Origin of the sequence: Glycomyces paridis, assembly GCF_004912155.1 — a bacterium.
GTDB classification, from domain to species: domain Bacteria; phylum Actinomycetota; class Actinomycetes; order Mycobacteriales; family Micromonosporaceae; genus Glycomyces; species Glycomyces paridis.
The window spans coordinates 1-22,999 of record NZ_STGX01000011.1; the positions used below are offsets into that span (position 1 = coordinate 1).

A 22,999-nucleotide genomic window follows, 5' to 3' on the forward strand; every position below is an offset into this window, starting at 1 on the left:
GAGAACTTGTCCTCGGGCACCGGTGCGAAATCGTCGTTCATCTGCTGTCCTTTGCTGTTAACGGTGCTTGGCCCAGGACGAGGTCTCGTCCCTGAGGGTCGCGTACTGGTCGGCAACCGGGCCGGCGGTGCCGGTGTACCGCTCGGTGCCGCCCGTCTTCCACTGTGGCGGTTCGGCCGCGCCCGTGAGCGCCCACGCCGCCTGCTTGGCGGCGCCGAGGGCCACGTACTCGGCCGAGGGGGGGACTTCGACGTCGACGCCGAACACGGTGGGGGCGATTCGGCGGACTGCTTCGGAGGCGGCGGCGCCGCCGATGAGGAGGACCCGGGAGGCCTCGAGGCCCTGGGCGGCCATCGCGGCGAGCCCGTCGGCCTGGGCCGAGAGCATCCCTTCGACGGCGGCGCGGGCGAGGTCGGCGCGGGTGGCGCCGGTGGTGATCCCGGAGAGGACGCCGGTGGCGTTCGGCCGGGCGGGGGTGCGTTCGCCGTCGAGGTACGGCAGGAGGGCGAGGCCTCCGGCTCCGGACGCGGCGGCGAGCGCGAGCGCGTCGAACTCGGCATGGTCCACACCGAGGAGGTTACGGAACGTGTCGAGGACGCGGGCCGCGTTGAGGGTGCACACCAGCGGCAGGAAGCGGCCGGTGGCGTCGGCGAACCCGGCGACGAGCCCGGAGGGGTCGTTGGCGGGGACCTCGGAGACGCCGAAGACGGTGCCGGAGGTGCCGAGGGAGACCGCGACGTCGCCGGGGCCGAGCCCGAGGCCGAGGGCGGCGCCGGCGTTGTCGCCGGTGCCGGGGGCGACGGCGGCGCCCCAGGTGGAGCGGCCGACGACCTCGTTCGGGGCGGCGACGCGCGGGAGCGCGAGTTCGCGGCCGAAGGCCTGGACGAGGCGGTCGGTGACGTAGGCGCCGGTGCGCGGGGACCAGTAGCCGGTGCCGGAGGCGTCGGAGCGGTCGGTGGTGGCCTCCGTGTGGGGGACGCCGCGGAGCTTCATGGTGAGCCAGTCGTGCGGGAGCATGACGGCGGCGGTGCGGGCGGCGTTCTCGGGCTCGTGCTCGGCGAGCCAGGCGAGTTTCGTGGCGGTGAAGGAGGCGGCGAGGACGAGGCCGGTGTCGGCGGCCCAGGCCTCGGCGCCGCTCTCGGCGGTGAGGCGCTCGGCCTGGGGGGCCGAGCGGGTGTCGTTCCACAGCAGGGCGGGCCGGACCACGTCGCCTTCGGCGTCGAGGGCGACCATGCCGTGCTGCTGGCCGGCGACGGCCACGGCGTCGGCGCGTTCGAGGAGGCCCTTGCCGGCCTCTTGGAGGGCCTCCCACCAGGCCTCGGGCGGGCATTCGGTGCCCTCGGGGTGGGAGGCCCGGCCGGAGTCGACGATCTCGCCGGTCTCGGTTTCGACCAGGAGGACCTTCGTGGACTGGGTGGAGGAGTCGACTCCGGCTACAAGGCTCATCTATTTACGCTCCAGCTCGGCCTTCACGGGCTTACCGACGACGTCGATGACGCTCACATTAGCGAGGTCCGCGGGACCGCTCGAAACCAGGGTCACAACAGTTTCTGAAACAGTTTCTACAGTGATGACGGTGTCGCCGTCGACGTCGGAGAGCACGATCCCCTCGGTCGGCGTCCCCCACACTTCGAGCGTGACGCCCTCGAAGGGCCCGTCGCCGAAGGTCGCGCCGGGCGCGACGCGCGGGAGGATCGCGCCGTAGCGCACGAAGACCGGGAAGGTCTCCAGGCCGTGCTTCGTGTCGATGTACCGGCCGCCCTCGTGGACCTCCTTGGTCCAGAAGTCGATCCACCGGCCCTCGGGCAGGTAGACCTTGCGCTCGCCCGACGGGTCGTTGACCGGGGCCACGAGCAGGTCGGTGCCGAAGCGGTACTCCTGGTCGGCGGTCCACGAGACCGGGTCGGCCGGGTCGTCGACGTTGAGCGCGCGCAGCACCGGCTCGCCGGTGCGCGAGGCGCGCACGGCCGCCGAGTAGATGTAGGGCGCCAGCGAGTAGCGCAGCTTCAGGGCCTCGACCGCGAGGCGCTCGGCCTCCTCGGAGAACTCCCACAGCTCGCGCGTGGTGGTGCCGTGGTAGCGCAGCAGCGGCGAGAGCGCGCCGAACTGGGCCCAGCGGATGTACAGGTCGTCGGTGGGGCGGCCGTTGAAGCCGCCGGTGTCGTGCGACCAGAACGGGACGCCCGACAGGCCGTGCGAGAGGCCGCCGCGGATGGTGCCGCCCAGGCCGGCCCAGGTGGTCTGGACGTCGCCGGACCACTGCGCGGGGTGGCGCTGGCCGCCGAGGAACGACGAGCGCGCCCACACGAAGTCGTACCCGTGGATCTCGCGGGTCACCTCGCAGACCGCGTCGTTGTACAGCAGCGTGTACACGTTGTGCAGCTCGGTGCCGGTCATGCCGTTGTGCGCCACCGCGTCGGCGGGCACGCCCTCGGCGAAGTCGGTCTTGTACAGGGCCGCACCGTCGCGCAGGGGCCCGCGCAGCAGGTCCTTCCACCACGCGGTGGCCTCGGGGTTGGTGAAGTCGACGATGCCGCAGGCGGGGAACGAGCCGTGCCAGGTGTCGGCCACGTACGTCTCGCCCTTGGCGTCCTTGAGGAAGTAGCCGGCCTCGTCGGCGACCTTGAACAGCGGGGACTTGTGGGAGATGTAGGAGTTCATCCACAGGCAGACCTTGAAGCCCTGCTCGGCCAGCTCGGCCATGAGCGAGGGGGCCTCGGGGAAGTTCTCGGGGTCCCACTGCATGTCCGACCAGTGGCCGTCGGTCTGCCAGAAGGTGTCGAGGTGGAGCACGTCGCAGGGGATGCCGCGACCGCGGATCTTCGCGGCCCGCTCCAGGACCTTCTCGCGGCTGTCCTCGAAGAAGCCCGAGGAGATCCAGGTGCCGAAGGCCCACTTGGGCGGCAGCGCCGGGCGTGAGGTGAGCCCGTCGTAGCGGTCGATGACCTCCAGCGGCGTGCCGCCGAGCACGAAGTACTCCAGGACGTCGTCGGGGACGAGGATCTCGACGGCCGCGTGGGTCTGCTGGGCCATGTCGAACTCGACGGGGGCGCCGGAGTTGACCAGGACGCCGTAGCCGCGGTCGGAGACGTAGATCGGGATGTTCTTGTAGGCGCGGATGGACTCCGAGCCGAACGCGTCGAAGTTCCACATGAGCGGGCGCTGGCCGCGCGCGTTCAGGGGCGCGAAGCGCTCGCCGAACCCGGCGAAGGCCTCGTCCGGTGCGGCCGTGAAGGACTCGTGGTAGGCGACGGGGGCGCCGTCGACGATGGAGCGGCCGAAGGGGAGCGTGCGCAGGCGGCCCGAGATGTCCTCTTCGCCGGGGTTCTGGGCGACGAGGGTGCGGCCGTCGGCGTCGGTGTAGCGCAGCGACCAGGGTTCGAGGGTGGCGACGGCGCGCACGGAGCCGGCGTCGACGACGACGGTGCCGTCCTCGGCGGTCACGGTCGCGTCGGCGTAGGTGCCGGCGTGGACCATCTCGATGATCCGCTCGGAGGCGGGGCGGGCCTGCGGGTCGGCGGACAGGCGCGCGCGGACGACGCCCTCGGCGACGGCGGTGAGGCTGACGTACAGCTCCTCGCCGGCGCTCGTGGCGGCCTTGAGGAGGACCGAGGCGGACTCGCGGGCCGCGACCTCGGCCCGCTGGACGGCCGACAGACCCTGCTCGCCCGGGGCGCGCTGGGGCAGCTCCGGGGGGTCGGCGACGAAGAACTCGCGGGCGACCAGCGGCGGGCGATAAGGCATTCGGTGCTCCTGCCTGTTCAGGGTGCGTACGGCGGCCGGGCCGGTGCGGCGCGACGTCCGTTAGTTTATCGACTAATCCAACAAATTGCGACCGGGGGCGATGGCTCTCAGTATTATCGGCGCCGCGGTCCGTCGCGGGGCCGTTTCGCCGCGCGCCGCCGAACCGGACCGCCCCGGCTGTCGCGGTTCGCCTCCGGACGGGCGCAGGACGACTAACCTGGTCGGTGCAACTGCCGGACCACGAGCGATTCCTGCGAGGTACTGAGATGTCGACCGTCCGCTCCAGTCTTTCCGACGAGAACCGCGATATCACCGCCGAGGCCCTCCAGGGCGCGCTGGTCGACCTCATCGACCTCTCGCTGGTCGGCAAGCAGGCGCACTGGAACGTCTACGGCAAGAACTTCCGCTCGCTCCACCTCCAGCTCGACGAGATCGTCGTGTCGGCGCGCAACGCCACCGACCTGGTCGCCGAGCGGGCCATCGCCATCGGCGTGAGCGCCGACGGCAGGGCCGCCACGGTCGCCGAGCACTCCTCGGTCCCCAAGATCCACGACGGCACCATCAGCGACACCGAGGTCGTCTCGCTGTTCATCGAGGCCTACGGGTCGATCATCGCCAACATGCGCGAGCGCATCGAGGTCACCGAGTCGGCCGACCCGGTCACCCAGGACCTCCTCATCGGCGTCACCGCCGAGCTGGAGAAGCAGAGCTGGATGTTCCAGGCCGAACTCGGCTGAGGGCTTCGCAGCCGGGGCCGGAACGCCGTCGCGTTCCGGCCCCGGCCTTTTTCTGCGAAGAGCAGGGTCTAATCGGCGGTGCAGGTGACCTGCGGGGCGGCGCTGGAGCCGGAGCCGACGAAGCCCCAGGCGTTCATCGTCTGCCCGGCCGCGATGTTGGCGTTCCAGCCCACGTCGCTCGCGGTCACCGAGGACCCGCTGGAGGTCACGGTCGCGTTCCACGAGCTGGTGATGGACTGGCCCGAGGGCCAGGTCCACGTGAGCGTCCAGCCGTTCACCGCGCCGTTGTCGGCGGTGATGAGCACGTTGCCCTGCCAGCCCGAGCCCCAGTCGTTGACCACGTCGATCTCGGCGGTGCAGTCGCCGTCGCCGGTGGGCGGCGGGGTCGTGGTGCCGGGGTCGGTGGTGGTGGGCTCCTCCGAGCCGTCGCCGCCGAGGGCCTCCAGCACCGCGTTGTAGGCCGGCTTCTTGCCGAAGTTGTCGTCGAACAGCAGCGGGGCGCCGTAGCCGGGGAAGACGCCGGGCACCCAGGAGTCGGCGTCGCGCAGGCCCCACACGGTGACGCCGGAGCAGTCGGCCAGCTCGGCGCAGATCGAGACCACGCGCTCGTAGTCGTTCGCCTGCTGCTGGAGCTCGTTGGCGTCGGCCGGCGTCTGGATGCGGATGTCGAGCTCGGTGATGCGGACCTTCAGGCCGAGGTCGATGAAGCGCTGGAGGTTGGCCTCCATGGTCGAGGGGACCTGGCCGAGGATGAGGTGCGACTGGAAGCCGACGCCGTCGATGAGGTTCTGGGAGTTCAGGCCCTGCGCGATCGTGTAGATCCGGTCGGACTTGGCGTTGTCGCCCTCGATCGAGTAGTCGTTGATGTAGAGGTCGGCGTTAGGGTCGGCCGCGCGGGCGGTCTGGAACGCGGTGGTGATGTAGCCGTCGCCGAGGGTGTTGCGCCAGAACGAGTCGCGCATGGCGCCGTTGTTGTCGCTCACGACCTCGTTGACGACGTCCCAGGAGTCGACCCGGCCCTCGTAGCGGTTGGCCAGCGTGTTGATGTGGTCGACCATGGCCGCCTGCATCGCCGAGGCCGAGAGGTTCTGGACCCACTGCGGCGTCTGGCTGTGCCACACGAAGGTGTGGCCGTGGACGGTCTGGTCGTTGTCCTCGGCGAAGTCGACGATGGCGTCGGCGCCCGAGAAGTTCCAGGAGTTGTCGCTCGGTTCGGTGGCGTCCCACTTCATCGCGTTCTCGGCGGTCAGCGAGTTGAACTCGGTCGCCACGAGGTTGCGGTAGGTCGCGTTGTTCTGAAGCTGGTTGGCGTCGACGGCGATGCCGATGTCGATCCCGGCCTCGTCGGCCGCGCCGCGGAGTGTGGTCTGTGCGCTCGCGAACTGGGTCGAGAGCCCGATGCCCAGGGCCGCGGTCGCGACGGTGACGACCCCCGCGATCAACGCACGGCGGCGTTTACGAGTGTGCAGCACTAATAGCTCCTCAGTCTGTGGCCGCGCGTGAGGGAACGAGGCTGTCGCAAAGGGGAGCGGAGCGCTCCCAAGGTAGGGCACAGCCTAGCGAATGTATAGACACGCGTCAATACTGAGGTGCGGTCGTCCCAGCACGCAGGCGCGGACCCGGATCGCTCCGGGTCCGCGCCTGTGGCCATATAGGACGAATCAGCGGAGGGCGGTCACTTCGCCACGATCGAGACCATCCGGCCGGCGACGACGATGACCTTCTTGACGTCCTTGCCCTCCAGGTTCGCCGCGACCCGCTCCTCCGCCAGCGCGGCGGCCTTGACGGCCTCCTCGCCGGCGTCGGCGCCGATCTCGATGCGCCCGCGCACCTTCCCGTTGATCTGGACCGGGTAGGTCACGGTGTCCTCGACCAGGTACCGCTCGTCGACCTCGGGGAAGGGCGCGTAGGCGATGCCGCCCTCGTTGCCCATGCGCTCCCACAGCTCCTCGGCGATGTGCGGGGCGATCGGCGCGACCATGGTCACCAGGGCCTCGGCCGCGGCGCGCGGCACCGGGTGCAGGCCGGTCACGTGGTTGTTCAGAGTGATGAGCTTGGCGACGGCGGTGTTCATGCGCAGGTGCTCGTAGTCCTCGCGGACCCCGGCGACGGCCTTGTGGATCTCGCGCAGGGTGGCGGCGTCCGGTTCGGCGTCGGCGACGGTGACCTCGCCGGTCTCCTCGTCGACGATGTTGCGCCACAGGCGTTGCAGGAACCGCTGGGAGCCGACGATGGCGCGGGTCTCCCAGGGCTTGGAGTCGGCCAGCGGGCCCATGGACATCTCGTAGACGCGGAAGGTGTCGGCGCCGTAGGCCTCGCAGACCTCGTCGGGGGTGACGACGTTCTTCAGCGACTTGCCCATCTTGCCGTACTCGCGGTTCACCTTCTCCCCCTTGTAGGTGAAGACGCCGTCGGTCTGCTCCTCGACCTCTTCGGCCGGGACGTAGACGCCGCGGTCGTCGGTGTAGGCGTAGGCCTGGATGTAGCCCTGGTTGAACAGGCGGCGGAAGGGCTCGCGGCTGGAGACGTGGCCCAGGTCGAACAGGACCTTCTGCCAGAAGCGGGCGTACAGCAGGTGCAGGACGGCGTGCTCGACCCCGCCGATGTACAGGTCGACGCCGCCGACGTCCTCGGCGTCGCGCGGGCCCATCCAGTAGGACTCGTTGGCCGGGTCTGCCAGGACCGCGGCGGCCTTGGGGTCGGTGTAGCGCAGCTCGTACCAGGAGGAGCCGGCCCAGTTGGGCATGGTGTTCAGTTCGCGCGTGTAGGTCCTGGGCCCCTCGCCCAGGTCGAGTTCGACCTCGACCCAGTCCTTGGCGCGGCCCAGGGGCGGCTCGGGGGCGGAGGCGGCGTCCTCGGGGTCGAAGGTCTTGGGCGAGAAGTCGTCCAGGTGCGGCAGTTCGACCGGCAGGTGGTCCTCGGTCAGGGCAACGGGCAGGCCGGTCTCGTCGTAGACGATCGGGAAGGGCTCGCCCCAGTAGCGCTGGCGGCTGAACAGCCAGTCGCGCAGGCGGAAGGTGGTGGCGCCCTCGCCGCGGCCGTGCTCGGCCAGCCAGTCGATCATGCGGGCCTTGGCGTCGGCGACGCTCATGCCGTCGAGGAACCCGGAGTTGACGGCGGTGCCGGCGGTGCTCGACAGGACCGCCTGGCGGTCCCAGTCCGTGCCGTCGGTGATGACCTGGACGACGGGGATGCCGAAGGCGGTGGCGAAGTCGAAGTCGCGCTCGTCGTGGGCGGGCACGGCCATGATCGCGCCGGTGCCGTAGCCGGCCAGGACGTAGTCGGCGATGAACACCGGGACGGTGTCGCCGTTGACGGGGTTGGTGGCGAAGCCGCCGGTGAAGACGCCGGTCTTCTGCTTGGCGTCGGCCTGGCGCTCCACGTCGGTCTTGGCGGCGGCCTGGGCGCGGTAGGCGGCGACGGCGGCGGCGGGCGTGTCGTGACCGCCGGTCCAGGCGGCGGGGGCGTCCGCGGGCCAGGACTCGGCGGTCAGCGCGTCGACCAGCGGGTGCTCGGGGGCCAGGACCATGTAGGTGGCGCCGAACAGCGTGTCGGGGCGGGTGGTGAAGACCCGGATGTCCCCCGCGTAGGTCGCGAAGTCGACGAACGCGCCGACGGACTTGCCGATCCAGTTGCGCTGCATGGACTTCAGCGACTCGGTCCAGTCCAGGCCGTCGAGGTCGGCCAGCAGCCGGTCGGCGTAGGCGGTGATGCGCATCATCCACTGCTTCAGGGTGCGCGTGTAGACCGGGAAGTTCCCGCGCTCCGAGCGCCCCTCGGAGGTGACCTCCTCGTTCGACAGGACCGTGCCCAGCCCCGGGCACCAGTTCACGGGCGCCTCGGTGACGTAGGCCAGGCGGTGGCCGTCGATCGTCCGGCGGCGCTCGACGTCGCTCAGGTCGGCCCAGGCCCGCCCGTCCTCGACGGTGCGCTCACCGGACTCGAACGCGGCGACGAGCTCGGCGATCGGGCGGGCCCGGTCGGCCTCGGCGTCGTAGTAGGAGTTGAAGATCTGCAGGAAGATCCACTGGGTCCACTTGAAGTAGTCGGGGTCGGTGGTCGCGAAGTCGCGGCGGTTGTCGTAGCCCATGCCGACCATGCGCAGCTGGCGCCGGTACCGCTCGATGTTCTCGGCGGTGATCTCGGCGGGCTGGCGGCCCGTGGCGACCGCGTACTGCTCGGTCGGCAGGCCGAACGCGTCCATGCCCAGCGGGTGCAGGACGTTGAACCCGGCCATGCGCAGGTACCGCGAGTACGCGTCGGTGGCGATGTACCCCAGCGGGTGGCCCACGTGCAGGCCCGCGCCCGAGGGGTAGGGGAACATGTCCATGACGAACTTCTTGGGCGCACCGGCGCGCGGGTGGTCGGGTTCGGCGAGGGCGCCGGCCGGGTTGGGCGCGCGGAACGTCTCCTCGGCCTCCCATCGCGCCTGCCAGCGCGGCTCGATCGCGTTGGCCAGCTTGGCGTCGTAACGGTGTGCGGGTTCGCTCATGACTCGTCCTGTGGTCCTGGATGCGGCTTCGGTGTGGGCCGGCGTTGCCCCGGAACGACCCTAGACAGCAAAAAACCCCTGGCATGCAGGGGTCGCCGTGCGGGTTCGATCCGACACGGCTAGATAAGAAGCTCGAAACGCCGAGACATGGCCACCATTGTACCGGAGCGCGCTTTCGGTGGCGCGCGACATGACGAGTGGGCGCGCACGGGTACGATGGCGAACAAGAGACAGTTACGGCGCACGGCGTTTCACGACGCGGCGTCCCGCGCATCCGGTACGCGGGGCCGGCGCCTCGCCGCACGGCGGTCCGCGGCGTCGTCCAGGCGCCGAGGCGGGTCTCGCCGCGGTGTCCCACCTCAAAAAAATTCGATCCCGGGAGGACCTTTGACCTTCGAGTCGTCCCCAGCTCAGCAGCCGCAGGGTCCGACGCCGCTCTCCCCTCAGGAGTTCAAGGCGACGGCCGAGGCGATCCTGACCAACGTCGAGTGGGTGATCGAGGGCAAGTCCCACACGATCAAGCTCGCGCTGGCGGTCATGCTGGCGGAGGGCCACCTGCTGCTGGAGGACGTTCCCGGTGTCGGGAAGACGCAGCTGGCGAAGGCGCTGGCCCGCTCGGTGGACTGCTCGGTGCGCCGCATCCAGTTCACACCGGACCTGCTGCCCTCCGACGTGACCGGCGTGAGCATCTTCGACCCCGAGAAGCGCGACTTCGTGTTCAAGCCCGGGGCGATCTTCGGCAACCTCATCCTCGGCGACGAGATCAACCGCGCGAGCCCCAAGACGCAGTCGGCGCTCCTGGAGTGCATGGAGGAACGCCAGGTCACCGTCGACGGGAACACGTACAAGCTGCGCAGCCCGTTCATGGTCATCGCCACCCAGAACCCGGTGGAGATGGAGGGGACCTACCCGCTGCCGGAGGCGCAGCGCGACCGCTTCACCGCTCGCCTGGGCATCGGCTACCCGGACATGAAGGCCGAGCTGGAGCTGCTGGACCGGCGCGAGGAGTACAACCCGCTGGACGCGCTGCGGCCGGTGGCCGACGCGGAGATGATCGTGCGGATGATCGCCGCCGCCCGCGCGGTGCACCTGGCGCCCGAGCTCAAGCGGTACGTGGTGGAGCTGGTGACGGCGACACGCACGAACGCGCAGGTGCGCCTGGGCGCGAGCCCGCGCGCGACGCTCCAGCTGCTGCGGTGCACGCAGGTGCTCGCCGCGATGGACGGGCGCGACTTCGCGCTGCCCGACGACGTGCAGCAGCTGGCCGTCCCGGTCCTGGCGCACCGGCTCATCCCGACCGCCGAGACGACGATGGGCGGGGGCGACACGAAGGCGATCGTCTCCGAGATCCTCAGGCACGTCCCGGTGGTGTCCCACCCGGGGAGGTTCTAGGCGTGGAGCTCACCGGACGCGGCAAGACGCTGCTGGCGGTGAGCGCGGTCGTCGGGCTCACCGCACTGGCGGTGGGCGAGGGCGACCTGCTGCGCGCCGCGCTCCTGGCCGCCGTCGCCCCGCTCGGCGGCCTGCTGATCCTGCGGTGGACCCGGCCCTCACTGGAGTCCAACCGGGTGCTGAACCCGCCGCAGGTCGAGGCCGGGCAGCCCACGCAGGTGCGCCTGGGCATCCAGAACATCGGCAGGCGGCGCCCGCCGGCGCTCATGCTGGAGGACCGCATCCCCTACCGGCTGGGCAACCGGCCGCGCCTGGTGCTGGAGCGCCTGGCCCCCGGGGCGAGGAGCGTCGTCAACTACACGATCACGCCCGGCACGAGGGGCGCCTACGAGCTGGGGCCGCTGACGGTGCGCACGGCCGACCCGTTCGGCCTGGCCGTCTCGGTGCAGGAGTTCCCGGTGACGACCGAACTGGTGGTGACCCCGCGCATCCAGCCTTTGACGAGCCTGCTGCTGCCGGGCGGCGCGGGGATGTCCTCAGGCGAGTCGGCCGCGCACGCGGTCGCGATCACCGGCAACGACGACATCGCCGTGCGCGAGTACCGGCACGGCGACGACATGCGCCGCGTCCACTGGAAGGCCAGCGCCCACCGCGGGCAGCTCATGGTGCGCCGCGAGGAGCAGCCGTGGGACAACAACGCGGCCGTCCTGCTGGACGTGCGGCGCGGGGCCCACCGCGGTGAACTGTCGAGCTTCGAGTGGATGGTGGACGCGGCCGCCTCGGCGACGGTGCGCCTCGCGCGCGACGGCATCGACCCGTGGCTCATCACCGCGCACCGCGACTTCGAGTGCCGCCAAGGCGACTACAGCCAGGCGATGCGGTACCTCGCGACCGTCGCCGCCGCCCCCGAGGCGCCGATCGCGCACATGGTCGAGAAGGCGCAGCGGCCCCGGTCGGTGTCGGGCATCATCGCGCTGCTGGGCCACCTGACGCCGGAGGAGGCCGCGGCGCTGGGGCGCCTGGCGCGGCGCGGCGGGGCCTGCACGGCCCTGATCGTCGACCCCGTGCGGTGGATTCCGAAGGCCCCGACCGGCCGGGTCGACCCGCGCGAGCAGGCCTTCGCCGAGCAGCACCGGGCCGCGGTCCTGGCGCTGTCGAACGCGGGCTGGCAGGTGATCCCGGTCGTGGCCGGGACGGAGCTGCGCCGGGTGTGGACCCGCCTGGGCGCGTGGAGGACCCTCGCATGAGCGGACAGCGGCACGCCACCATGGTCGCGGCCGTCACCCTGGCCTTGACGCTGACGCCGCTCCTGGGCGTCTTCGACGGCCTGGGGTGGACGTTCCCGGTGCTCCTGGAGATCACCGTGATCGCCGTGACCGGCTCGCTCCTGCGCGGGGCGGGGCGCGGCCAGGGCCTCCAGACCCTCGCGATGCTCGGGGCGCTCCTGGTGGTGCTCACCGCGGGCTTCGGCGGCGGCACGGCGCTGCTGGTGATCATCCCGACGCCGGGCACGTTCGAGCACTGGTTCGAGCTCGTCGGCACGGGCGTGGCCGACATCGTCGTGAACGCCCCCCCGGTCGCCCCCGAGGGCGGCATCCTCTTCCTCACGATGGTCGGGGTCGGGATCGTCGCGGTCCTGCACGACATGTTCGTGGTCGGTCTGCGCACCCCGGCGCTCGCGGGCCTGACGCTGCTGACGATGTACCTGGTGCCGGTCTCGGTCGCCCCCGAGGCGACCGCCTGGTTCTGGTTCATCCTCCCGGCCGTGGCGTACCTGTGGATCCTCGCCGACGACAACCTGCGGCGCGTCTCGGCGTTCGGGCACCGGTTCACCGGGACCGGGCAGCTGGTCGGGCAGGGCTTCCCGTCGCCGATGGCGCGGTCGGCGCGCTGGTCGGCGACGGCGTTCGTGACGGCGACGCTGGTGGTGCTGGCCGTGATCCCGGTGGACACGGACGGCCTGGTCGACCGGGTCGCCAGCGACTTCGGCGGCGGCGAGAACTACGGGCTCGGCGACGTCAACCCCTGGGCGCAGCTGTCGGGTTCGCTCAACCGCCCCGAGGCGGTCGACGTCCTGCGGGTCACCACGACCGACCCGAGTCCGCGCTACCTGCGGATGCACGTCCTCGACGAGCTGACGAACGACGGGTTCGGGCCTAACGAGTACGACGGCGAGGAGGACCTCGACGAGCTTCCCGGCGCCGGCGGCGAGGAGGAGTACGAGGCCGTCATCGAGAACCTCCAGCTGGAGGCCCCGGTCGTGCCCGTCTACGGCAGGCCCACGGACATCGACATCGACGGGGACTGGAACGTCGACGCCGACACCGACGTCATCGTCGGCGACGGCTCCGACATGGGCGACGTCGACTCCTACACCGTCACCTACACCGACGCGACGCCCGAGACCGCCGTGCTCGCCGCCTCCGGCGGCATGGACCCCGACGATCCGCGGTGGGCGGCCAACACCGACCACCCCGACGTCCCCGACCTGGTCGAGACGGTGGACGGCGTGGTCTCCGGCGCCGACTCGGTGCACGAGAAGGTCATGGCCGTCCTCGACTTCCTGTCGGTGGAGAACGGGTTCCGCTACTCGCTCCAGACCGCCGACGCGGGCTCGGACGAGGCCATCCTGGACTTCCTGGAGACCCGGGCCGGGTACTGCCAGCAGTACGCGGCCGCGATGGCGTGGATGCTCCGCGAGGCCGACGTGGCCGCCCGCGTGGTCATCGGCATGTCGCAGGGCAGCAGGGACGGCGACTCGTGGGTGCTGACGAGCCACGACTACCACGCGTGGGTCGAGGTCTACTACGACGGCCCCGGCTGGGTCACCTTCGACCCGACGCCCGCGGCGGGCGTGGCCGGCTCGGTGTCGTTCCCGTGGGCGGCCGAGCCCGCCGAACCGGTGGAGCAGCCGACCGACGAGACCGGCGCGACCGTCGAGCCCACCGAGGCCCCCTCGGAGGCCGACCCGTCGGCCGACGGCGCGAGCCCGCCGGCCGAGGGCGAGCCGACCGACGGCCCGACCGCGGCGGCCGCCGACGGCACCGGCGCCTCGGGGTCGACGTTCAACCCGGCCTGGCTGGCCCTGCTGCTCCTGCTCGCGGTGCCGTTCATGCCGGCGCTGTGGCGCGGTGGCATACGCCGCTCCCGGCTCGACCGAGGGCACCTGAACGCACAGTCGGCGTGGGCCGAGGCGACCGACCTGGCCGCCGACTACGGGGTGGTCCTGTCGGACTCGCTCACGCCCAGGCAGGCCGGCGGCGTGCTCGCGCAGGCCGCCCCCGGCGCCCGCGCGGCGGCCACCGCGCTCGGCTCGGCGCTCGCGCAGGACCGCTACTCCCCCAGGGACGCGCCCACCGAAGGGCTCGGCGACGCCGTCGAGGACCTGCGTACCGAACTCCACCGCCTCGCCGAGCCGCGGCAGCGGCTGCGGGCGCGGTTCTGGCCCGCGTCCCTGGCGGCGAAGTTCGCCCCCAGGCCGGTCGAGGGCGGGTCGGCGTTCGCACGCGGCTCCGCGAAGGCCTCGGCCACAATGCGGTCGGCGATGCGGCGGAAGCGACGTTCGAACAACCGCGGGGGCGGATCTGTCACAGGCCGCCCATAGAGTTGCCGACATGTTTGGAAGCGGTGCGGTCGGCGGCGGTGCGGCCCGAGCGGTCGGGGACGGGACGGCGTTCACGCAGCCGACCCTCGACAGCCTCGGGACGCCACTGTCCGAAGTGACGTTCTGCGTGGTCGACCTGGAGACCACCGGTCTGGCCGCCGACGCGTGCGGCATCACCGAGATCGGCGCGGTCAAGGTCAAAGGCGGCGAGGTCCTCGGCGAGTTCGGGACCCTCGTCAACCCCGGCGAGTCGATCGACCCGCGGGTGACGCGCCTGACCGGCATCACCGACGCGATGGTCGCCGACGCGCCGGGCATCGAATCGGTCCTGCCCGCGTTCCTGGAGTTCGCCCGCGGCGCCACGCTCGTGGCCCACAACGCCGGCTTCGACATCGGGTTCCTGCGCCACGCCTGCGAACTCACCGACACCCGCTGGCCCCGGCCGCCGGTGATCGACACGGTGGTCCTGGCGCGGCGGCTCACCGAGAAGAGCGAGGTCCCCAACCGGCGCCTGGGCACGCTCGCGCGGCTCTTCGGCTCCCCGGTGACCCCGAACCACCGCGCGCTCGACGACGCGCGCGCCACCGTCACGGTCCTCCACGGCCTCATCGAGCGCGCCGGCGGGCACGGCGTCGTCACCGACGCCGAACTCGTCGAGTTCTGCCGCGCCATCCCCTCCGAGCTCCAGCGGCGCAAGCGCCACCTCGCCGACGGCCTGCCGCACTCCCCCGGCGTGTACATCTTCCGCGACGCCGACGACCGGGCGCTCTACATCGGCGTCTCGGTCGACGTGGCCGCGCGGGTGCGCAGCTACTTCTCGGCCGCCGAGCAGCGCCGCCGCCTGCGCGACATGCTCGCCTCGGCCGAGCGCGTCGAGGTGATCGAGTGCGCGCACCGGCTGGAGGCGGGCGTGGCCGAGCTGCGGCTCATCTCCGGCGGCAAGCCGCCCTACAACCGGGCCGCGAAGTTCCCCGAGCACCGCAGCTGGGTGCGCCTCACCGACGAGCCGTACCCGCGCCTCCAGGTCTCCCGCAAGCCCCCCGAGCCCGGCGCGCCGCGCCTCGGCCCGACCTCGGGCACCACCGCCCAGGCCGCGATCGGCGCGATCGAGGCGGCCCTGCCGATCCGCTCGTGCCGCACCCGCCTGTCGGTCTCGCGCCTGTCGCCCTCGTGCGTGCTCGGCGAGATCGGCAAGTGCGCCGAACCGTGCCGCCACACCGTCACCGTCGAGGAGTACGCGGCCATCGCCGAACGCGCGGCCCGCGCGATGGACGGCGACCCCGCCCCCGTCGCCGAGGCCGTCGCCGAGCGGCTCGCGGAGCTGTCGGAGGCCGAGCGGTTCGAGGCCGCCGCCGAACGCCGCGACGAGCTCGGCGCCTACCTCGCGCTCGCGGCCGCGTCCCACCGCGTCAGGGACCTCGTGGCGGCCGGCGAGATCGTGGGGGCCGGTCGGGCCAAGGGCGGCGGCTGGGAGGTCGCGGTGATCCGCTACGGCCTGCTCGCCGGGGCCGTGAAGACCCCGCCCCGCGCCGACCCGATGCCGTACATCGCGCGCCTGCGCGCCACCGCCCGCGCCGTCGACCCGGTCCCCGACGCCGCCGACGCCGCCCACGCGGCCGAGACCCGCCTCCTCCTCGAATGGCTCGCCCGCCCCGACGTCCGCATCGTCATGACCGAGCACCCCTGGGCCAGCCGCCTCGACGGCGCCGAACGCTGGGACGGCACCGTCCCCCACGACCCGTCCCCCTGGCGCCGCGACAAAGGCGAACGCTTACCACATACTGGGACGTTGTAGCGAACGCTCCGCTGTCCCAACCACACCCACCGTGCCATCACCTGAGGCCGGCGCAACCCGGCGAATTGGACGTGAGTCGTCTCGCATCCATCTGTGACGCTTGAGCTTTCCACTGCAGGGCTCGCGCGAGTACTGTGTGCCATCCGCCGATGGCAGCGACCCCGCCGAAATCCGACAGTGTCTAGTGTCGATTCTCTCCAAGAATCGTTGTACAACTAGAATGCGGTCAACTTCGGATGCGGAGGAGCCTCAACACCTTGATGCCGTATCCGACGCCCCGACATCGTTACCTGAGTGCTGTTTCGAAACCCTCCGCCGGGAGCATCGAGTGAAGGTCACCCGAATCGCCTACTCCAGAAGCCTGAACCGCGGCAAGTACGTCCAGCTCGCCGAACAGGCTCAGCGGCTTGGTGCTGTTCGTTCAAAGGTCTGGCGCGAGTACGGCTCGATCCGGGGAGTCGGCATCCGCGACCGGCAGATTCGCGACCAGTGGATGTCGGACGGCACCGCCGCAGCGTTCGGCCTTCCGGCCAATGCGTGGAAGGAAACGCTCCGCGACTCGGTAGCCGATGTAGCCGCCAGCCGCGAAGCGGCAAAGGTCACGGTTCGCAAAGCGATTCACCATCGCACCGGTGACCTGGGCGAGCGGAAGAGGCTCTACACCGCGCTCAAACACGACAGCTGGGTATCCGACACCTACCTGCGGCGCCTGATGCGACGACACTGGAAGCGCTCGAGCAGCCGTGTCGCAAATCAGATCGTGGTTCGATCGGACGCCTACAGGGCGTTCCAACTCGCCGAGAACGGCGACATCTGGCTGTCGGTTCCCGGGCTCGAGCGGCGTCAGACCGTAAAGATCCCGTTGAACACCACTGCCGCCCCGAGCGGGACTCTCCGGTTGATCCTGCGGTTTGACCGGGTTGAGGTGCACTACCAAGTCGAAGCTACCGAGCTTGCGACTTCCAAGCGCCCCTGTGGGGTGGGAACGATCGGTGTCGACAAGGGCTACAGCGAAGTGCTCACGGACTCCGAAGGGGTCCGCCACGGCGTCCGCCTTGGTGAACTGCTGTCGAGCGAATCCGACCATCGCAAGGCCAAAAATGCGCGACGCGCCAAGCTCCGTGCCGTGGCCGCCAAGGCCCGCGAACTGGGAGACTGCGCGAAAGCCGATCGGATCGGGCGCAACAACCTCGGCACTGTCAAACACGACCGTCGAAAGCTCCGATTCGAACGGCAGGTGCGCACCGAGACCTTCACTGCAGTCCACCGCGTGGTCGACAAAGCGAGCCATATCGTCGTCGAAGACCTCGCACGTACTTTCCTTTCACGAAGGCGTTTGGGAAAGAACACCAATCGCCGCCTCGCAGCCTGGACCAAAGGCGTCACAGCCGAGGCGATCGCCAACGTGTCGGAGCGCAGAGGTTCTGCGCTCACCTTGGTCAACGCCGCCTATACCTCGCAAGTCGCCCCCTGCTGCAACGTCCTCGGACACCGCTCAGGGGACCGGCTTGACTGCACTCGCTGCAGGGCGGTATGGCAGGCGGACCATGCGGCCGCGATCAACGTTCTGAGGAGAAACGCCGACCCCGACATCGGCTTGTGGACCCCGCCTCCGCGGGTGAAGCAAATCCTCCAGCAACGAGATCGCCATCGGACCAGACTGCCGGTCCAGGACCCCAGCACCCTGGTGCGGGGAGCGAATCATCCAATCCAGGCCACCGCGCCCGGGAGATAGGAAGCAGGCTTTCATGTTGCGCGCATTGCTTTCGGCTACTCGGTCTGCCAAACCGGACGACCCGTGGGACCTCGCGGGAAAGGTCGGGCAGCTCGAATCGGCCCACCGTGCCCACTGCGAGCAGCCCGACATGCTCCTGGTCCGCCGCGCCTACCGCATCGCCGAGCAGATGCACCGCGGCCAGGCCCGCCGCTCGGGCGAGCCCTACATCACCCACCCGATCGCCGTCGCCACCATCCTCGCGAACCTCGGCGTCGACACCCCCACCATCGCGGCCGGGCTCCTCCACGACACCGTCGAGGACACCAGCTACTCCCTCGAAGCGCTCCGCGGCGACTTCGGCGACGAGATCGCCGTCATGGTCGACGGCGTCACCAAGCTCGACAAGATCCACCTGGGCTCCGCCGCCGAGGCCGAGACGTTCCGCAAGCTCGTGCTCACCGCCGGGCGCGACATCCGCGTCATGGTCATCAAGCTCGCCGACCGCCTCCACAACATGCGGACCATCAAGTTCAAGAAGCGCCCCAGCCAGATCCGCATCGCCGAGGCCACCAAGGACGTCCTCATCCCCCTCGCCGACCGCCTCGGCCTCTACGTCATCAAGCGCGAGCTGGAGGACATCGTCCTGGAGACCCTCGAACCCGAGGTCTTCCAGCGGATCAAGGAGCACCTCGGCTCCGAGTCCGACCGCAGCAGGCAGGTCGCCGTCATCGCCCCGCAGGTGCGTCGGGCGCTGCGCGAGTTCAAGGTCGCCGCGCGCCTGCTCGACCGGCCCCGCCACCCGTACTCGATCTTCCGCGAGATGGAGAAGCACCCCGGCACCGGCCCGGCCGACCCGCCGCGCCTGGTCATCGTCGTCGAGGGCCCCGCCACCGACTGCTACGCCGCCCTCGGGGCGATCCACAAGGTCTGGAAGCCCGTGGGCGGCAAGTTCCGCGACCTCATCGCCGCCAAGAAGTTCAACCTGTACCAGTCGCTGCACACCGCCGTGGCCGGGCCCGGCGGCACCGTCATCGAGTTCCTCATCCGCACCAAGGAGATGCACGAGACCGCCGAGATCGGCATCGTCGCGGGCCTGCGCCAGTCCGGCTCCAACCCCGTCGAGGTCCAGCTGCCGTGGCTCCAGCGCCTCCTCGACTGGCAGCACGAGGTCGCCGACTCCGGCCAGTTCCTCGACTCGCTCCGCTGCGACCTCGCCGACCAGGACATCCTGGTCTTCACCGGCGACGGCGAGCAGCTCCTGGTCCCCAAGGCCTCCACGCCCGTCGACGTCGCCTACTGCTCGGGCCCCTCCAAGGGCCACCGGCTCATCGCCGCCTACGTCAACGGCGAGATCGCCCAGCTCTCCCGGCCCCTGCGCGACGGCGACTCCGTCGAACTCGTCCTCACCACCGAGCAGCCCTACGGGCCCTCCAAGCAGTGGCTCGACCACGCCAAGACCCCCGAGGCGCAACTGCACATCAACGACTGGTTCGGCGCCGTCGACGACCTCGACTCCACCGGCGAACTCCCCGTGATCCCCATGCAGCGCTTCGAAGACGAACTCAAGGCCGGCAAGAACCGCCTCTGGCGCTCCCTCATCGCCCGCGGCCGCGGCCTCTCCGGCGAGCAGCCGCTCCACGGCGTCGCCTCCTCCCTCGGCTACCCCGACCTCGACTCCCTCTACCTCGCCCTCGCCCGCGAGAAGCTCGACCCCGACGAGCTCGCCGAGAAGCTCATCACCACCGTCGACCGCTACTGAGAACGGCCGCCGAGCCGTTCGAACACCGCGGCGTCGGACCCCCGCGGCACCATCGAATCGGGGGCACCGCGGATCGAGCATGCCTCGCGTTCACCGCACACCACGCGAAAAGGGCCCCGCCTCCCGGCGGGGCCCTTCCTTCGTCTCGCTAGTGCTTCCCGGACTCGATCTCGTCGCGCCGCTCGGCGCCGCCGTTGTCCGACGGCTCCTCGATCGACTTGAAGAAGCCCTTGTCGGCGGGTTCGAGCGCGCCGACGCGGTTCATCTTCTTCGGGACCACCCAGCCGTTGTACTCAAGCTCGGTGTGGCCGTGCTCGTCGGGCTCGGCGAGCGGCTGGTGCACCTCGTAGAAGCGGCCGTTCGGGTCGCGCATGAGGATGCCCGTCTCCAGGCCGTGCGCGAGCACCTCGCGGTCGTGCTGCTGGAGGCCCAGGCAGATCCGGTAGGTCACGTAGTACGTGATGATCGGCAGGACGACGATGCCGATGCGGCCCGCCCAGGGCATCGCGTTCAGGCTGATGTGGAACTTCTCGGCGAACACGTCGTTGCCGCCGGAGATGACGCCGATGATCCAGAAGACCACGACCATCATGCCCAGGGAGGTGCGCGCCGCGTTGTCGCGCGGGCGCTCCAGCAGGTTGTGGTGCCCGCGGTCCTTCGTGAACCGCCGCTCCAGCGCCGGGTACAGCAGCGGCAGCACCACCGACAGGCCCATGCCCGCGATCGCCGGCCAGAACACCGCCGGGAGCGTGAAGTACGGCGGCGCCCTGAACTCCCACGCCGGGAACAGGCGGATGAGGCCGTCCAGGTACATGACGTAGAAGTCCGGCTGCGAGGCCGAGGACACCACGGACACCTCGTACGGGCCGAACAACCAGATCGGGTTGATCTGGAACAGCCCCGCCATCGCCCCGATCACGCCCCAGATGAACAGCATGAAGCCGACCTGCTTCATGACGTAGTTCGGGAACATCCGGAAGCCGACCACGTTGTGCTCGGTGCGGCCCGGTCCGGGCCACTGCGTGTGCTTCTGCGCGAACACGAGTCCGACGTGGACCGTGATGAGCGCCAGCAGGATCAGCGGGAAGATGAACACGTGGATGATGTAGATCATCGAGATGACGTCGGTGCCGGGGAACTGGCCCCGGAACAGCGCCGCCGACGCCCACGGGCCGATGAACGGCACCGACTCGGTCATGCCCTCCATGATCCGAAGGCCCGTGCCCGACAGACCGTCGTCGGGGAGCGAGTAGCCGAAGAAGCCCTCGAAGAACCCGACCCAGAACAGCAGGATGCCGATCATCCAGTTCGTCTCGCGCGGCGCGCGGAACGCGCCGGTGAAGAAGATCCGGAGCATGTGCACCAGGATCGCCGCCATGAACAGCAGCGTCGCCCAGTGGTGCATCTGGCGCATGAACAGGCCGCCGCGCACCTCGAACGAGAGGTCCAGCGAAGACTCGTAGGCCTTCGACATCTCGACGCCCTGGAGCGGGACGTACGCGCCGTGGTACGTCACCTCGACCATCGACGGCTCGAAGAACAGCGCCAGGAACGTGCCCGAGAGCAGCAGCAGGATGAACGAGAACAGCGCGATCTCGCCCAGGAGGAAGGACCAGTGGTCCGGGAACACCTTGTTGAGCAGGACCCGCGCGGGGCCGGCGAGCTTGAACCGGTCGTCCAGCTCACCGCCGGCCTTCGTCAGCAGGCTGTCGCTCGTGCCTTTGCGGCGTTTCACTTCTCATCCTCCTCGGGGAGGGACGGGCGGTTCCAGAACGCCGGCCCCGGGGGCACCAGGAAGTCCGACGTCGCGATGAAGAAGCCCTCGTCGTCGACGGTCATCGGCAGGATCGGCAGGTGCCGGGTCGCCGGGCCGAAGACGGGGGCCGCGTTGTCCACCACGTTGAACTGCGACTGGTGGCACGGGCACAGCAGGCGCTGGCTCTGCTGCTCGTACAGGCTGGTCGGGCAGCCGACGTGGGTGCAGATCTTCGAGTAGGCCACGAAGTTGCCCCACAGGGCGTCCACGTCCTGGTACATCGGGTACAGGTTCCCGTGCAGGATCTGGGCGTCCTCGTCGCGCAGGTGGATCAGCAGGATCGGCGAGGTCGGGAACTGGTTGGTGGCGCCGTGGTCGATCGCCGGGAAGGCCGTGATCTGGCCGCCGACGGAGACCATGTCCGGGCGCACCATGGCGCCGTCCTTGAGCATGAGCCGGATCGGCTTGCCGTCGTTGTAGCGCTCGGCGTTCCAGCCGGTGACGGTGAGCATGTCGCCCGGGTCCTTGAGCAGCGCGCCCAGCGGGGCCACCGCGGCGAGGCCGAGCGGCGCGGCGCCCAGGAGGGCGGCCTTCACGAGGAACGGGCGGCGCTTGAGGCCCATGTCCTCGACGAGGCCGTCCACGGTCGCCTCGGCGATGCGGCGGTCGTCGGGCGAGGAGCCGCCGTCGTGGCGGTCCTGGACGAGCTCTTCGATCGGGAGGAGCTTCTTCGCCCAGGTGAGCACGCCGACCGCGAAGAGCAGCAGCGAGAGACCGAGCGTGGCGCCGAGGACCGGCGTGTACCAGGTCTCGGGGTCGCGCCAGGTCGCCGGGCCGTCATACTCCCAGGGCCACCAGATGTAGGCCACCACGAACGCGGTCGCGAACAGGCCCGAGAGGAGGAAGAACCCGCCGACGATGCGCTCCATGCGCTTCTCGGCCTTCGTCCCCGGCTTCGGGAAGCGCGGCTCGTAGTGAATGATCTCGATGTCGTCGCGGCGCAGGCCCTCTTTGTAGACCTCGAACCGCGAGAGCTTCGGGTCGCTCAGGTCGACCGATTCGGGTTCGGCGCGGTCGCCGTCGTTGTGGGCACTCACGATTTACCTGCAATCCAGAGCGTGGTCAGCAGGAGCGCGGTCATGCCGACCAGGAAGATGGCCAGGCCCTCGGTAGACGGGCCGAAACGTCCGAGGTTGAACACACCGCCCGGGTCCCGGTCATCGTTGACGATGAACTGGACGTAGGCGATGAGGTCCGCCTTCTGCTCGGGTGTGAGCTGGTTGTCGGCGAAGACCGGCATGTTCTGCGGGCCGGTGAGCATCGCCTGGTACAGCTCCTCGTTGGTGACGCCCGACAGGGACGGGGCGTGCGCGCCGGAGGAGAGTGCGCCGCCGCCGCCGGAGAAGCCGTGGCAGGAGGAGCAGTTGACGCGGTAGAGCTCGCCGCCCTCGCCGACGGTCCCGGCAGCCACGAGGGCGTCCAGGTCGTCGGGGACGACGTCGCCGCCGCCGAGGTACTCGATGTAGGCCCCGAGCCACTCGGCCTCTTCCTCGGTGAACACCGGGTAGTCCGAGTCGGGGGCCTGAGCGCCCTGCGCCGCCATCGGCATGCGGCCGGTGTTCACCTGGAACTCGACGGCGGCGGAGCCGACGCCGATGAGGCTCGGTCCACGGCCCTCGACGCCCTCGCCGTTGTCGCCATGGCAGGTAATGCAGCTCGTGTCGTAGAGCTCCTGGCCTTTGACGGCGTCCGCGTCGATGGCGCCGGCCTCGGACTCCTGGGCGTACAGACCCGGCGAGAACACCGAGTAGAGCCCTCCGACGATGACCAGTGCGCCGGTGAACCTGGCCAGCGCGCCGAGGCGCTTGCGCCAGCCTCGCCGGCGTTTCGCTGATGCAGCCACGGTTGTTGCCTCACCTTTATCTAGCTCTCGGACCGGGCGCGGACCTGTTCGGTCCTTGTCCGGCCGGCGGCCGCCTCCGGGCGGCGGCCGTCGCATTTCT

At 70.5% G+C, this 22,999-nt stretch carries 14 protein-coding genes; 7 read left to right on the plus strand and 7 right to left on the minus strand.

Translation table 11 applies throughout. The annotated features are described in order from the left end of the window. Positions 1-57: 57 nt before the first annotated feature. Together xylB and E9998_RS15105 are read right to left on the minus strand one after the other, a co-directional pair. The gene (gene xylB, locus E9998_RS15100) at positions 58-1,446 is read right to left on the minus strand and encodes a xylulokinase (protein WP_136530535.1); all 1,389 of its coding nucleotides are present in this window, start codon (positions 1,444-1,446) and stop codon (positions 58-60) included. Continuing rightward, positions 1,447-3,744: a TIM-barrel domain-containing protein gene (locus E9998_RS15105; RefSeq protein WP_136530536.1), complete on the minus strand. Its 2,298-nt coding sequence runs from the start codon at positions 3,742-3,744 to the stop codon at positions 1,447-1,449. 266 nt (positions 3,745-4,010) lie between these two features. On the opposite strand from E9998_RS15105, the gene E9998_RS15110 reads away from it, so the two are divergent. Further along, positions 4,011-4,481, plus strand: a complete 471-nt coding sequence (locus tag E9998_RS15110) for a Dps family protein (protein WP_136530537.1) — start codon at positions 4,011-4,013, stop codon at positions 4,479-4,481. 68 nt (positions 4,482-4,549) lie between these two features. Here the strand turns inward: E9998_RS15110 and E9998_RS15115 are convergent, their stop codons facing one another. Then, complete coding sequence (locus tag E9998_RS15115; protein ID WP_204745459.1) at positions 4,550-5,953, minus strand: endo-1,4-beta-xylanase; 1,404 nt, start codon at positions 5,951-5,953, stop codon at positions 4,550-4,552. Positions 5,954-6,156: 203 nt separating this feature from the next. Further along, positions 6,157-8,973, minus strand: coding sequence for a leucine--tRNA ligase (gene leuS, locus E9998_RS15120; protein ID WP_136530538.1), 2,817 nt, complete (start codon positions 8,971-8,973; stop codon positions 6,157-6,159). A gap of 387 nt (positions 8,974-9,360) precedes the next feature. On the opposite strand from leuS, the gene E9998_RS15125 reads away from it, so the two are divergent. The 6 genes from E9998_RS15125 (at position 9,361) to E9998_RS15150 (ending at position 19,240) form a co-directional block, all read left to right on the plus strand. Further along, the gene (locus E9998_RS15125) at positions 9,361-10,365 is read left to right on the plus strand and encodes an AAA family ATPase (RefSeq protein WP_240037632.1); all 1,005 of its coding nucleotides are present in this window, start codon (positions 9,361-9,363) and stop codon (positions 10,363-10,365) included. 2 nt (positions 10,366-10,367) lie between these two features. Beyond that, positions 10,368-11,612 (plus strand): DUF58 domain-containing protein, encoded by a 1,245-nt coding sequence (locus tag E9998_RS15130; RefSeq protein WP_136530540.1) that lies wholly within the window; start codon positions 10,368-10,370, stop codon positions 11,610-11,612. Further along, entirely contained in the window at positions 11,609-13,969 is a 2,361-nt protein-coding gene (locus E9998_RS15135; protein ID WP_136530541.1) for a transglutaminase TgpA family protein, read from the plus strand. Before E9998_RS15130 ends, E9998_RS15135 begins: the two co-directional genes overlap by 4 nt. A gap of 10 nt (positions 13,970-13,979) precedes the next feature. Then, positions 13,980-15,764, plus strand: a complete 1,785-nt coding sequence (locus tag E9998_RS15140; RefSeq protein WP_136530542.1) for a DEDD exonuclease domain-containing protein — start codon at positions 13,980-13,982, stop codon at positions 15,762-15,764. 328 nt (positions 15,765-16,092) lie between these two features. Beyond that, positions 16,093-17,499 carry a zinc ribbon domain-containing protein gene (locus E9998_RS15145; RefSeq protein WP_136530543.1) on the plus strand — a complete coding sequence of 469 codons (1,407 nt, stop codon included), beginning with the start codon at positions 16,093-16,095 and terminating at the stop codon, positions 17,497-17,499. Positions 17,500-17,512: 13 nt separating this feature from the next. Continuing rightward, the gene (locus tag E9998_RS15150; protein WP_136530544.1) at positions 17,513-19,240 is read left to right on the plus strand and encodes a RelA/SpoT family protein; all 1,728 of its coding nucleotides are present in this window, start codon (positions 17,513-17,515) and stop codon (positions 19,238-19,240) included. Positions 19,241-19,388: 148 nt separating this feature from the next. On the opposite strand, the gene qcrB is transcribed toward E9998_RS15150, so the two are convergent. The 3 genes from qcrB to qcrC are packed head-to-tail and all read right to left on the minus strand — an operon-like array spanning position 19,389 to position 22,899. Further along, positions 19,389-20,975, minus strand: a complete 1,587-nt coding sequence (gene qcrB, locus E9998_RS15155) for a cytochrome bc1 complex cytochrome b subunit (RefSeq protein ID WP_136530545.1) — start codon at positions 20,973-20,975, stop codon at positions 19,389-19,391. Next, on the minus strand, positions 20,972-22,093 hold the full coding sequence (qcrA, locus tag E9998_RS15160) for a cytochrome bc1 complex Rieske iron-sulfur subunit (RefSeq protein WP_136530546.1): 1,122 nt from the start codon (positions 22,091-22,093) through the stop codon (positions 20,972-20,974). Before qcrA ends, qcrB begins: the two co-directional genes overlap by 4 nt. After that, positions 22,090-22,899 (minus strand): cytochrome bc1 complex diheme cytochrome c subunit, encoded by an 810-nt coding sequence (gene qcrC, locus E9998_RS26785; RefSeq protein WP_275669517.1) that lies wholly within the window; start codon positions 22,897-22,899, stop codon positions 22,090-22,092. The genes qcrA and qcrC overlap by 4 nt, the downstream gene beginning before the upstream one ends. Positions 22,900-22,999: the final 100 nt, after the last annotated feature.